This is a genomic window from Streptomyces sp. NBC_01261, assembly GCF_036226385.1.
GTDB lineage: Bacteria > Actinomycetota > Actinomycetes > Streptomycetales > Streptomycetaceae > Streptomyces.
The window spans coordinates 2713478-2725862 of the sequence record NZ_CP108463.1 but is presented as its reverse complement, the minus strand read 5'-3'; the positions used below and the strand labels follow the sequence as shown (position 1 = coordinate 2725862).

Here is a 12385-nt window from a genome sequence, read left to right as displayed (position 1 = left end):
AAACAGGGTGTGGTCAGTTGGGCGGGGTCCCGAAGGCTCGCAGGATTTGGTCTGCCGCCAGTGTTGCCGTCAACTCGCCCTCGCGTACCTGGCGTTCGAGGTCCGGAGCCAGCGCGCGTACCGTCGGATCCGAGTGGAGGCGGCCCAGGAGTTCTTCTCGGACCATCGTCCAGGTCCAGTCCACCTGTTGCTCGCCGCGCTTCGCGGCGAGGCGGCCCGTGGAGTCCAGCAGGGAGCGGTGTTGCTCCAGGCGTTCCCAGACCGTGTCCAGGCCTGTTCCCTCGCGTGCGCTGCAGGTCAGTACCGGCGGGGTCCAGGCGGCGTCGGCGGGATGCATCAGCCGTAGTGCGCCTGCCAGTTCACGTGCCGCGCTCTTCGCGTCGCGCTCGTGCGGGCCGTCCGCCTTGTTGACGGCGATGACGTCCGCCAGCTCCAGGACGCCCTTCTTGATGCCCTGCAACTGGTCGCCGGTGCGGGCCAGGGTCAGGAGGAGGAAGGAGTCGACCATGTTGGCGACCGCCGTCTCCGACTGGCCCACGCCTACCGTCTCGACGAGGACGACGTCGTAGCCCGCCGCCTCCATCACCACGATGGACTCGCGGGTGGCCTTCGCCACGCCGCCCAACGTGCCGGCGGTGGGGGAGGGGCGGACGAAGGCCGCCGGGTCCACGGCCAGGCGTTCCATGCGGGTCTTGTCGCCGAGGATCGAGCCGCCCGTGCGGGTCGACGACGGGTCCACGGCCAGCACCGCGACCCGGAAGCCCTGCGAGGTCAGCAGTGTGCCGAACGCGTCGATGAACGTCGACTTGCCGACGCCCGGTACGCCGCTGATGCCGATCCGGCGGGCCCGGCCGCTGTGCGGGAGGAGTTCGGTCAGCAACTCCTGGGCCATGACCCGGTGTTGGGGCCTGGTCGACTCGACGAGGGTGATGGCGCGGGCCACCAGGGCCCGCTTGCCGTCGAGTACGCCCTTCACATAGGTGTCGACCTCGATCACAGGGTGTGCCCGAGGTCGGCGGCCAGGCGTTCCACGAGGTCGTAGGCCGCGTCCGGGATCACCGTCCCGGGCGGGAACACGGCCGCCGCGCCCATCTCCAGGAGGGTGGGTACGTCCTGGGGCGGGATCACCCCGCCCACCACGATCATGATGTCCTCGCGGCCCTCCTCGGCGAGGGACTCCTTCAACGCCGGTACGAGGGTGAGGTGTCCGGCGGCGAGCGAGGACACCCCGACGATGTGCACGTCCGCCTCGACGGCCTGGCGGGCCACCTCGCCCGGGGTCTGGAACAGCGGGCCGACGTCGACGTCGAAACCGAGGTCGGCGAAGGCGGTGGCGATCACCTTCTGGCCGCGGTCGTGGCCGTCCTGGCCCATCTTGGCGACCAGGATGCGGGGGCGACGGCCCTCGGCCTCCTCGAAGGAGCCGACCAGGGTGCGGGTTCGCTCGACGGACGGGGAGTCGCCGGCTTCGGTGCGGTACACACCGGCGATCGTACGGATCTGGCTCGCGTGCCGCCCGTACACCTTCTCCAGCGCGTCGGAGATCTCGCCGACCGTCGCCTTCGCGCGGGCCGCGTTCACCGCCAGCTCCAGGAGGTTTCCCGTGCCCTCGTCCGCCGCGCGGGTCAGCGCGTGCAGGGCGTCCTGGGTGGCCTGTTCGTCGCGCTCGGCGCGCAACCGCCGTAGTTTCTCGATCTGTTGGGTGCGGACGGAGGAGTTGTCGACCTTGAGGACGTCGATCTCCTCGTCGGTCTCCACGCGGTACTTGTTGACGCCGATGACCGGCTGGCGGCCGGAGTCGATGCGGGCCTGGGTGCGGGCCGCGGCCTCCTCGATGCGGAGTTTCGGGATGCCCGCGTCGATGGCCTTGGCCATGCCGCCCGCCGCCTCGACCTCCTCGATGTGCTGCCAGGCGCGGCGCGCGAGGTCGTAGGTCAGCTTCTCGACGTACGCGCTGCCGCCCCACGGGTCGATCACCCGGGTCGTGCCGGACTCCTGCTGGATGAGGAGCTGGGTGTTGCGGGCGATGCGCGCCGAGAAGTCGGTGGGCAGCGCGAGGGCCTCGTCCAGGGCGTTGGTGTGCAGCGACTGGGTGTGGCCCTGTGTCGCCGCCATGGCTTCTACGCAGGTCCGCGTGACGTTGTTGAAGACGTCCTGCGCGGTCAGCGACCAGCCCGAGGTCTGTGAATGGGTGCGCAGGGAGAGGGACTTGGCGTTCCGCGGGTCGAACTGCCTGACCAGCTTGGCCCAGAGGAGGCGGGCCGCGCGCATCTTGGCGATCTCCATGAAGAAGTTCATGCCGATCGCCCAGAAGAAGGAGAGCCGGGGCGCGAACGCGTCCACGTCCATCCCCGCCGCCCGGCCCGCCCGGATGTACTCGACCCCGTCGGCGAGGGTGTACGCCAGCTCCAAGTCGGCCGTCGCGCCCGCCTCTTGGATGTGGTAGCCGGAGATGGAGATGGAGTTGTAGCGGGGCATCCGCCGCGAGGTGTACGCGAAGATGTCGGAGATGATCCGCATCGACGGCTTCGGCGGATAGATGTAGGTGTTGCGGACCATGAACTCCTTGAGGATGTCGTTCTGGATGGTCCCGGCCAACTTCTCGGGCGGTACGCCCTGTTCCTCCGCCGCCACGATGTAGAGGGCGAGCACGGGCAGTACCGCGCCGTTCATCGTCATCGACACGGTCATCTTGTCCAGCGGGATGCCGTCGAAGAGCTGGCGCATGTCGTAGATCGAGTCGATCGCCACGCCCGCCATGCCGACGTCACCGGTCACGCGCGGGTGGTCGCTGTCGTAACCCCGGTGCGTGGGCAGGTCGAAGGCGACCGACAGGCCCTTCTGCCCGGCCGCGAGGTTGCGGCGGTAGAAGGCGTTGGACTCCTCGGCCGTGGAGAAACCCGCGTACTGCCGGATCGTCCAGGGCTGGTTGACGTACATCGTCGGGTACGGGCCGCGCAGATACGGCGCGATACCCGGATAGGTGGCCAGGAAGTCCAGGCCCTCCAGGTCCTGCCCCGTGTACAGGGGTTTGACCGCGATGCCCTCCGGGGTCTCCCAGAGCAGGTCGTCCCCGCCCGCCGCCTTCTTGACGGTGTCGCGCCACTCGTCGGGGCCGGCCTCGGCGGCCGGGGTCCCCAGCTCGATCCCGGTGAAGTCGGGGATGCGCCCGCTCGCTGCCATCAGGACACTCCCATGCGGTCGAGGGTGGCGGACAGAACGGCTACGGCGTCGCAGCCCGCGAAGACGTAGGCGTCGACACCGGAGTACTGCCCGGGGCGGCCCGCGAGGAACACGTGCCCGGCTCCGGCCGACCTCAACTCCCCGGCGGCCTGGGCCGCTTGCTCCTCGTACAGCGCGTCGCTGGAGCACAGGCAGGCCTCGGTGGCCCCGCTGTCCGCGAACTCGCCCCCGGTGACGGGCTCGATGCCGCCCGCCTGGAACAGGTTCGACGCGAAGGAGAGCCGGGCGGTGTGCGCGGCGGCCGGGCCGAGCGCGGCCAGGAAGATCCGCGGCCGGGAGCCGGTCGCCGCGAGGTGGGCGTCGGAGCGGGCGCGCAGTGCTTCGTAGGCCTCGTCCCGGCGCACGCGCGGCAGGCCGCCGGACGGGGCCGTGCGGCCGGGGGCGCGCTCCGGGAGGCGTTCGGCGAGGTTCGGGAACTCGCTGACGCCGGTGATCGGTTCGCGGCGCTTGGCGAGCTTCGCGCTGCGGGCCGCCCAGGTCGTGGCGAGGTCCTCGCGGAGGCTGCCCGAGCGCAACACGGCCGCCTGGCCGCCCTGTTGCTCGATGTGCTGGAAGAACTCCCAGCCCGCGTGGGCCAGTTCGTCCGTGAGGCGCTCCACGTACCAGGAGCCGCCCGCCGGGTCGATCACCCGGGACAGATGCGACTCCTCGACCAGGATCGTGGAGGTGTTGCGGGCGATCCGGCGCGCGAACGCGTCCGGCATTCCGAGCGCGTGGTCGAAGGGCAGCACGGTGACGGACTCGGCGCCGCCCACCCCGGCGGCCAGCGTCGCGACCGTCGTGCGCAGCATGTTCACCCACGGATCGCGGCGGGACATCATCACCGGCGAGGTCACCGCGTGCTGCACCTGCCCGCCCGGCACCCCGCACACCTCGGTCACCCGCGCCCAGAGCCTGCGCGCCGCGCGCAACTTGGCGATCGTCAGGAACTGGTCGGCCGTCGCCGCGTACCGGAACTCCAGCTGTCCCACGGCCTGTTCGACGCTCAGGCCCGCCTCGGTCAGCTCGCGCAGATAGGCGACACCGGTCGCCAGCGAGGCGCCCAGCTCCTGCGCCGCCGAACCGCCGGCCCCGTGGTACGGCAGCGCGTCCACGGTCAGCGCGCGCAGCCCCGGGTACTCCTCGGCGCAGCGCCGGGCGAGCACGGCGACGGGTGCGAAGGGGAAGCCCTCGTTCCCGGTGCGGGCCGCGAAGCCCAGCGGGTCGGCGCCGAGGGTGCCGCGGGCGGCTTCCGGCGCGACGCCCCGCTCCTCGTACAGCCGTAGCAACTCGGCTGCCGCGGGCTCGACTTCGCTTCCCGCGTCGAGCGCGACGGGCGCCAGGTCGAGATAGACGCCGTCGAGGGTGGCGCCGAGCGACGCGACCGGGATGCCGCGCTCGCCCGTGACCAGCCACAGCGAGGTGACGCCGTTCTCCAGGTCGCCGAGGACCGCGGCGTTGTCGCCGGTCGTGTGCTGCTGGCGTACGTCCCAGCCGCCGAGGGTGTTGCCCTCGGCGCGGCCACCCCGGACGAAGGGGGCGAAACCGGGGAGGCCGGGCTCGGGTGCGGAGTCGTCGGCGGTGTACAGGGGACGGGCACGGAGTCCGTCCTCCAGCGAGGTGGACAGGGCGTCTTCCGCTGCGGCGCCCGAGACTTCCCTGCCCGACTTGCGCAGTACGCCTTCCACCAGGCGTTGCCACTGCTCATGCGTCGCGTCAGGGAACTCGGCGGCCAGCGAGAGCCCGTCGTCGGGCAGGACCGTCATGCTCGGATGCTAGGGCAAAGGTGCAGGTGAGCAGCAGAGGACGTGGCTGTGACCTTAACCTCTCCGCGCGGTCTAGACCAGTTCCCCGGCTCCGTCCCGCCCTCCCGGCCAGGGGCTACAGCCCGATGTCCCTGCGGTTCATGTCGTCCAGCGACTCACGCCGGACGAGCACGCGCGCGATGCCGTCGGACACCGCGACGACCGGCGGGCGGCCGACGAGGTTGTAACCGGACGCCATGGACAGGTGGTACGCGCCCGCCGCCGGTACGGCGAGCAGGTCGCCGGGGCGTACGTCGCCGGGGAGCGCCACCTCGTCCGCGAGGATGTCGCCCGCCTCGCAGTGCCGGCCCACGACGGTGACCGGGCGGGGCGGCGCGGTCGCGGGGCGGCCGATGAGCCGGGGTGCGTAGCGCACGCCGTAGAGCGCGGGCCGCGGGTTGTCGCTCATGCCGCCGTCGACCGCGACGAACGTGCGGTCGCCGGTGCGCTTCACGGCCAGGACCCGGTACACGGAGACCCCGGCGGGGCCGACGATCGCCCGGCCCGGTTCGAGGATGAGCCGGGGTATGGGCAGCCCCGCGCGGGCGCAGCCGTCCTCCAGCTCGGCGCGGACCCGGCCCGCGAGGACCGGGATGTCGAGGCGTTCCTCGCCGGGGCGGTAGGCGATGGCGTGCCCGCCGCCGATGTCCAACTGCGGGAGTGTGACGCCGTGTTGGTCGCGGATACGGGCCAACAGGCCGACCATGCGCCGAACCGCGGCGACGTACGGCTTCGTGGTCGCGATCTGCGAGCCGATGTGGCAGTGCAGGCCCACGAGTTCGAGGTGCGGCTGGTCGAGGATGCGGGTCACCGCGTGCTGCGCGGAACCGTCCGTGATGGAGAGGCCGAACTTCTGGTCGTCGGTGCCGGTGCGCACCTTGACGTGGGCGCCGGCCGCCACGCCGGGCACCACCCGCACCATCACCTTCTGGCGGCTGTCGGCGGGCGTGATCGCGGCCAGCCGGGCGATCTCCGAGGTGCTGTCGACGACGATCCGGCCGACCCCGAGGCGCAGCGCGGTGCGCAGGTCCTCCGGGCTCTTGGCATTGCCGTGCAGCACGATGCGCTCCGGCGGGAAACCGGTGGTGACGGCCAGCGCGAGTTCGCCGGCCGAGCAGACGTCGAGGCCGAGCCCCTCCTCCCGCACCCAGTGGGCCATCGCCCGGCACAGGAACGCCTTGGCCGCGTAGACGACATCGGCGTCCGGGAACGCCGTGCGGTACGTACGACAGCGATCGCGGACCTCCTGCTCGTCGAGGACGTAGACGGGGGTGCCGAAGCGGTCGGCCGCCTCGGCGAGCGAGACACCGCCGACGGTCAGGTCGCCGGTGGGGCAGGGGCGGGTGGAGCCGGGCCAGACGGACAGGTCGCGGGTGTCGGCGACCGGGACAACGGGGGCGTCCAGGATGGACATGGATGGGTCTCCTCAGCCGATCAGCAGGTTCAGGCAGGCGACGACGGCGGCGGCGCCGGTCACGCGCAGGGCGCCGACGTGCTGGGGATGCCAGCGGCGCCAGGAGTTGGCGCGCTCCCGCTCGGCGGCCGCCGTACGGTCGGCGGCGGGGGCGGAGAACTGCGGGTCGACGGTGAGCGCGGTGACGCCGAGCGGTGCGGCGAGGGCGCGCAGCGCGGGTTCGGAGAGCCTGATGCAGGCCTGCCCCGCGCCGAGGGTCGCGGCGAGCCGCGCCGCCGAAGTGAAGCCGACCGCCGTACGGCCGCCGAGCGGGGTGCGGAAGAACCGGGCCGTGCAGCCCGCGGGTCCCGACCGGACGGGGACGTACAGCAGTCCGGCCGGGACGGGTTCGGCGGGCTCGGGGTCCTCGGCGGCGGCGAGGTCCGCGGGGGTCTTCCCGGCGGGTTCGACTGGAGACATCGTGCGGCTCCTCGTACAAGGCGATGTGCGTGGCCGGATCGGTCTGACCTGGCGCTTCCTCGAAGCTATGCCCGCCGGGCGGGGGTACGGGTGCCTCGCTGACGGATGCTTGACGGGGAGCGGCACAGCCATGACGCCGTGCTGACGGGGACGCGGCCGGCCGGTCAGCCCCCGCCCTCCGTCAGCTCCCGCGCGTCCACCGCCCGCCCCAGTGAGATACGGCGGTGCAGGGAGGCCAGCTCGCTCTCCAGGGGCGACGGCGGCACCGTCAGGACCGGGCACGCGGCGTGGGTGACGCAGTAGCGGGCGACGGACGGGAACAGGGCGCGCAGCGGTCCGCGCGGTCCGGCGCCGATGACCAGGAGGTCGTCGGGGCGGTCGGCGGTCTCCACCAGGGCGCGGCCCGCCGTACCCCGGACGACCAGGCCCTGGAACGGGATCCCGGGGCCCGTCTCGCCGAAGGCCGCGTCGAGTACGGCGAGGAGCCGGTCGGCGGCGTCGCGTCGGAGGTGGGACGCCGGGGGCGTCAACATCGAGCGCCCGTGGGCGAGTTCACCGCCGGGCGGCTCCCAGGCGAGGACGGCCAGCAGCTCGGCGCCGGTGCGACGGGCCTCCCGCACCGCCCGGTGCAGCGCCGCCAGGCTGCCCGGCGAACCGCTCACTCCGACCACGGCACGTGCTCGCGCGTCCGGCCCGTCACTGCTCATCGTCGCTCACTCCTCGGCGTACACAGACGTCTGCGTGTCCCATCGAAGGGCCGAAGAGCGCGGACGTACCGCCGTGTTGGCGCCCGTCTGACGCCGGAGCGCCGATTCTTGACGCGCCCGTGACGCGGGGTCGGCGGTGGCCGGAAATGGCTCACCGACTCCCGCCCGGGCGATCGTCCGTGTCAACGAAGGGGCGGTCCCTGGCAAAGCGCCGGGCAAGATTCGGCCCCGTCGCCCGCCCCCGGGGCCGCAACGACCCTCTGGCAACGCACTGTTCACTTCGGAGCCGCCGGGAAGCGCCAATGTGCGGACGTTGTCAGCTCAACTGCTCGCCAGGGAGGGCACCATGACCACACAGACCGAGACACCGGACGAGTCGACGCAGTCGTCCGAGGGGGTCAGCCGGCGGCACGCGCTGGGTCTCCTCGGTACGGCCGGCGCCGGCGCGGCCGTCACCCCCTTGCTGGGAGCAGGCACGGCGCAGGCCGCCCCGCTCGCCGCCCCGGCCCTTCACCTCACCGCGGACTCCTCCGGCGCGACCCCGGTCCAGGGCCTGCACCTCACCTTCGGCGCGGACCCGCGCACCCAGATGAACGTCTCCTGGATCACCGACAAACCGGTGAACAGACCCGTCGTGCGCTACGGCACGCTGGAGCACGGCTTCGGCTCCAGCGCCAAGGCCCGCACCGTCACCTACGTCGACGGCACCTCCAGCCGCACCGTCTACGTCCACCACGCCGCGCTGAACCGGCTCACCCCCGACACCGACTACCTCTACCTCGCCACCCACGAGGGGACGACGCCCGACAGCGGCACGTTCCGCACCGCGCCGCACGGACGCAAGCCGCTCACCTTCACCAGCTTCGGCGACCAGTCCGCCCCGCAGGTCACCTGGGCGGCCAACGGCACGGTCGGGCTCGACGCGAACTCCACCCCCGCCACGAAGGACATCGTCACCGGCATCGAGCAGGTCGCCCCGCTGTTCCACCTCCTCAACGGCGACCTCTGCTATGCCAACCTCGACGTCGATCGGGTGCGCACCTGGAACAACTTCTTCACCAACAACACCCGTTCGGCCCGCTTCCGCCCCTGGATGCCGGCGGCCGGCAACCACGAGATCGAGAAGGCCAACGGCCCGATCGGACTCGGCGCCTACCAGACCTACTTCGCCCTCCCGTCCACCGAGACCGACGCCGAACTCGCGGGCCTCTACTACGCGTTCACGGCCGGCTCGGTGCGGGTGATCGTGCTGCAGAACGACGACAACTGCCTCCAGGACGGCGGCGACGTCTACATCAGCGGCTACTCCGGCGGACGCCAACTCGCTTTCCTGGAAAAGGAGTTGAAGGCAGCACGGGCCTCGCGCGACACCGACTGGATCGTCGTCGCCATGCACCAGGTCATGGTCAGCTCCACCGACGCGAACGGCGCCGACCTCGGCCTGCGCCAGAAGTACGGTCCCCTCTTCGACCGCTACGGCGTCGACCTGGTGCTGTGCGGCCACGAGCACAACTACGAGCGCTCGCTCGCCGTCCGCGGAGTCGTCGGCGGCACCGAGACGCTGACCCCCAACCCGGTCTCCACGGCCACCGACAACATCGACACCGGTCTCGGCACCGTGCACATGATCCTCGGCGGCGGCGGGGTCTCGGGCACCACGAACCAGAGCTTCTTCAAGGACGGCACCGGCAAGGTGATCACGTCCGTCTCGGCGACACCCGGCTCCAACGGCAAGCGCACCTCCACGTACACGCAGGAGGAGGCCGTCTGGATCGGCGTCCGGGACACCGAACACCCCTACGGCTTCGCCGCGTTCACCGTCGACCCGGGCAGTCACGCCGGCGACACCACCCGCATGCACGTGACCTACTACAACGTGAACAAGCCGAACGGCGACCTGTCGGTGTTCGAGAACTTCACCCTCCACCGCAAGCGTTCCGACGGCCACCGCTAGGCACTGAGAAGGACTGAGGGGCGGGCGCAGGGACCGGGGTCAGCCCGTCGTCGCGGCCTTCTGTCCGGACGGGGCGACGGCGTACCACTCGCCGTCCTTGCCCTGGCCGTTCGCCTCCCCGGCCGCCGTGTCGCCGACGTACCGGTACAACGGCCAGCCGGCGAGGGTGAGTTGCGGCCGGCCGTTGCGGTGCACCGTGCCGAGGAGGCTCTTCTCGACTCCCGAGGTCTGTACGGACCCCTGCGCGATGACGGGGATCCATGTCATCGTGCAGGCGTCCTTGCACGTCCACTTGGAGGGGGACGGCTCGTCCTTGTCGAAACGGTAGAGGGTCTTTCCGTTGTTGTCGGTGACCACGTCGCCCAGGCCGTTCATCGCCTTGGCCGTCAGGGCGGTGGTCGTGGTTCCGCCACCGGAACCGGTGCCGGCGCTCGGTGGTGAGGCGACCGGTGTCGAGCTCGCCGGATCCGACGCGGCCGGGGCCACCGAGGCGGCGTTGTCGGTTCCGGCGTCGTTCGAGGAACCGCACGCCCCCAGCAGCAGCGTGGAGGCGAGCCCTGCGACGAGGCTCAGGAGGATGCGTCGCGGGATCAAGGAAGTGCCCTTCGTCGGGAGTCGCGTCTGCTTGCTCCCTTAGTACGTCGGCGGACCGTGCCCCTCTCACCCGCGGTTTTCACATGACGGAGTCTTGACCAGCCGGTGCGCGGACCCGCGAGGCCGGCGTTCCGGTCGACATGCCTCCGTCGACCGGCAGGACGACACCGGTGAGCTGAGCGGCCCGGTCGCCGGCGAGGTGGAGGACCGCCTCGGCCGCGTCGGCGGGACACCCCTGGCGCGCCAAGGGCTGAAGCCGGGTCACGGCCGCCTTGTCGAACGCGGCGTTGATCTCGGTCGCGATGTTGGCGGGCGCGACGCAGTTCGCCCGCACCCCGTGCTCACCGAGTTCCACCGCGAGACACCGCGTGAAGTGCGTGACCCCGGCCTTGGCGGCCCGGTACGGGAGCATCCCGGTGCCCGGGTCGATGCCCGCCGCCGACGCCACGTCGACGATCACGCCACCGCCGTGTCCCACCATGTGCAGCGCGGCGTACCGGCTGCCGAGCACGACCCCGAACAGGTCGACGTCCACGACCCGTTGGAAGTCGCGCAGATCGTCGTCGAGGAACCGGCGCAGGCTCCTCGACACACCGGCGTTGTTGCACATCACGTGCAGCCCGCCGAAGCGGTCCACCGTGAACTCCACGAGTTCGCGGACCTGTTGGGCGTCGGTGACATCGGTGCGCCGGAACGCGGCGCGGTCGCCGAGGGATTGGGCGACGGAGGCGCCGGTCTCCGCATACACGTCGGCGACCACCACGCGCGCGCCCTCGGCCACGACCCCCTGGTCCTCGGCGAAGCTCTCGTTGAAGGCCACGTGGAAGTTGACCGGCCGGTCCATCTCCGCGACGGTCCTGAGCAGCGGCTCCGGCGTTCGAGTTCGGCGACGCTCGCCTCGATGTCCCACCAGGGGAGGTTGGCGAGCGGGATGAGGCGGTCCGGGGCCGTCGAGCTGAACTCGCTCAGGAAGTCGTTGTACGTCTGGATGATCTGCAGCCGGAGCCGCGGCTCCAGCGGCAGGATCGCGCCCGTGTGGAAGGCGATCATGTTCGGGTACAGCACCTGCGAGTGGATCCCGTGCCGGTCCAGCCAGCCAGCCAGCCAGCCAGCCAGCCCGCCGAGCCGGGCCTCGGCCTGCCAGGCGCCGGGGTCGGCATCGGCGTAGACGAGCGGGCTCGCGGGATACGGCTCCGGTTACCCGGCCTGCGCCTGCCCGCCGACGGCGGTGCCCAGCCGCAGGTCGCCGATGAACCAGGTGTCCCGGTCACCGGTCCGCCTGATGTGGGGCACGTTGTCGCCCCACTTCTTCGACATCCGCGCGGTCCAGAGGTCAGGGGGTTCGAGGACGTGCGAGTCGACGTCACAGATCTTGAGCTGCTCGACGGGGCCCGCTTCGGCCGCGGTCGTCGTTGGGGTCACGGCGTATCTCCCGGCTCAGGGCGCGGAACTCGCGCTGCGGATGTCGCCTGCGACGCGCACGGCAATGACGCGCGCACACAAGATGCAAGGGTGTCCTTGCAGATGTGCAAGGACACCCTCGTGGCTGTGGCGAGGGGGAGTGCGGCTGTGACTATGCGGCCGGTGCGGCGGTCGAGGCGGCGGCCGGTGCGGCCGTCTCCGCGCGCCCCGCCTGGGTGATCTCCACCAGGGTCCGCAGGAACTGCTCCTGCGCCACGCCGTTGAACGGTCGGCCCTGCATGCGGGAGAGCGGGTGGTAGCCGCCGAGCGCCGCCACGGCGATGGCCTCCACGGTGTTGCCCTCGTGCGGCAGTCCCTCCACCGGCTGGTGCAGCGCCGCCCAGATCGCCTTGCGCAACTCCGGGACGCGCTCACCCTCGTTGGGCATCAGCCGAACCAGCCGGTCGAAACGACGGAGGTCCTGAAGCATCCGTTCGTACACCCGCAGTCGCTGTTCGGCCGGATCGGTCAGCGGCGGCAGCTCCGCGCGGGCCTGTGTCGTCTAGGCCCGCAGTCGGGTGACCTCCCGCTCGACGGCCGCCTCCACCAGGGCCTCCTTCGAGGGGAAACGCCGGTACAGGCTGCCCTTTCCCACGGCCAGGCCGACCCGCCGCTCCACCTCGCTGATGGTGGCGCCGTCGAAGCCCTGCTCGGCGAACACGTCCATCGCGGCATCGAGGATGCGCTCTCGCGTTTCGGCCGCGGGCCCTCGTTCGTCGTCATCGAGTCAGGGCACGGGGGCCGCCGTCGCCGACCGGAGCGCGATGTA

At 71.7% G+C, this 12385-nt stretch carries 12 protein-coding genes; 1 reads left to right on the top strand and 11 read right to left on the bottom strand.

The features are described from left to right. Window positions 1-13 precede the first annotated feature (13 nt). The 6 genes from meaB to OG226_RS11805 form a co-directional block, all read right to left on the bottom strand. Window positions 14-997 carry a methylmalonyl Co-A mutase-associated GTPase MeaB gene (gene meaB, locus OG226_RS11830; protein ID WP_329348852.1) on the bottom strand — a complete coding sequence of 328 codons (984 nt, stop codon included), beginning with the start codon at window positions 995-997 and terminating at the stop codon, window positions 14-16. After that, window positions 994-3183: a methylmalonyl-CoA mutase gene (gene scpA / locus OG226_RS11825; RefSeq protein ID WP_328677108.1), complete on the bottom strand. Its 2190-nt coding sequence runs from the start codon at window positions 3181-3183 to the stop codon at window positions 994-996. The genes meaB and scpA overlap by 4 nt, the downstream gene beginning before the upstream one ends. After that, a complete protein-coding gene (locus OG226_RS11820; protein WP_328677106.1) occupies window positions 3183-4988 on the bottom strand; it encodes a methylmalonyl-CoA mutase subunit beta in 1806 nt (601 codons plus the stop codon). Before OG226_RS11820 ends, scpA begins: the two co-directional genes overlap by 1 nt. Window positions 4989-5103: 115 nt before the next feature. Further along, entirely contained in the window at window positions 5104-6441 is a 1338-nt protein-coding gene (gene lysA, locus OG226_RS11815) for a diaminopimelate decarboxylase (protein WP_329348850.1), read from the bottom strand. A gap of 12 nt (window positions 6442-6453) precedes the next feature. Next, on the bottom strand, window positions 6454-6900 hold the full coding sequence (locus tag OG226_RS11810) for an SAV_915 family protein (protein WP_328677102.1): 447 nt from the start codon (window positions 6898-6900) through the stop codon (window positions 6454-6456). Between the two features lie 164 nt (window positions 6901-7064). Beyond that, window positions 7065-7607, bottom strand: a complete 543-nt coding sequence (locus tag OG226_RS11805; protein ID WP_328677100.1) for a universal stress protein — start codon at window positions 7605-7607, stop codon at window positions 7065-7067. Between the two features lie 346 nt (window positions 7608-7953). Between OG226_RS11805 and OG226_RS11800 the strand changes: the two genes are divergently transcribed. Beyond that, a complete protein-coding gene (locus tag OG226_RS11800; RefSeq protein WP_328677098.1) occupies window positions 7954-9561 on the top strand; it encodes a purple acid phosphatase family protein in 1608 nt (535 codons plus the stop codon). Between the two features lie 39 nt (window positions 9562-9600). On the opposite strand, the gene OG226_RS11795 is transcribed toward OG226_RS11800, so the two are convergent. From OG226_RS11795 to OG226_RS11775, 5 genes are all read right to left on the bottom strand, one after another. After that, entirely contained in the window at window positions 9601-10155 is a 555-nt protein-coding gene (locus tag OG226_RS11795) for a hypothetical protein (RefSeq protein WP_328677096.1), read from the bottom strand. A 79-nt stretch (window positions 10156-10234) separates the two neighbouring features. Beyond that, window positions 10235-10999 (bottom strand): SDR family NAD(P)-dependent oxidoreductase, encoded by a 765-nt coding sequence (locus tag OG226_RS11790; protein WP_329348847.1) that lies wholly within the window; start codon window positions 10997-10999, stop codon window positions 10235-10237. Window positions 11000-11352: 353 nt separating this feature from the next. After that, the gene (locus OG226_RS11785) at window positions 11353-11577 is read right to left on the bottom strand and encodes a hypothetical protein (protein WP_329348845.1); all 225 of its coding nucleotides are present in this window, start codon (window positions 11575-11577) and stop codon (window positions 11353-11355) included. Window positions 11578-11728: 151 nt separating this feature from the next. After that, window positions 11729-12046: a hypothetical protein gene (locus tag OG226_RS11780; protein ID WP_328677094.1), complete on the bottom strand. Its 318-nt coding sequence runs from the start codon at window positions 12044-12046 to the stop codon at window positions 11729-11731. A gap of 72 nt (window positions 12047-12118) precedes the next feature. Then, a complete protein-coding gene (locus OG226_RS11775) occupies window positions 12119-12298 on the bottom strand; it encodes a helix-turn-helix domain-containing protein (RefSeq protein ID WP_328686292.1) in 180 nt (59 codons plus the stop codon). Window positions 12299-12385: the final 87 nt, after the last annotated feature.

What these genes read in the sequence shown, in the direction of transcription:
- scpA (WP_328677108.1), bottom strand. Translation starts at nt 3,183, where the DNA reads ATGGCAGCGAGCGGGCGCATCCCCGACTTCACCGGGATCGAGCTGGGG.
- OG226_RS11820 (WP_328677106.1), bottom strand. Translation starts at nt 4,988, where the DNA reads ATGACGGTCCTGCCCGACGACGGGCTCTCGCTGGCCGCCGAGTTCCCT.
- lysA (WP_329348850.1), bottom strand. Translation starts at nt 6,441, where the DNA reads ATGTCCATCCTGGACGCCCCCGTTGTCCCGGTCGCCGACACCCGCGAC.
- OG226_RS11810 (WP_328677102.1), bottom strand. Translation starts at nt 6,900, where the DNA reads ATGTCTCCAGTCGAACCCGCCGGGAAGACCCCCGCGGACCTCGCCGCC.
- OG226_RS11805 (WP_328677100.1), bottom strand. Translation starts at nt 7,607, where the DNA reads ATGAGCAGTGACGGGCCGGACGCGCGAGCACGTGCCGTGGTCGGAGTG.
- OG226_RS11800 (WP_328677098.1), top strand. Translation starts at nt 7,954, where the DNA reads ATGACCACACAGACCGAGACACCGGACGAGTCGACGCAGTCGTCCGAG.
- OG226_RS11790 (WP_329348847.1), bottom strand. Translation starts at nt 10,999, where the DNA reads ATGGACCGGCCGGTCAACTTCCACGTGGCCTTCAACGAGAGCTTCGCC.
- OG226_RS11780 (WP_328677094.1), bottom strand. Translation starts at nt 12,046, where the DNA reads ATGCTTCAGGACCTCCGTCGTTTCGACCGGCTGGTTCGGCTGATGCCC.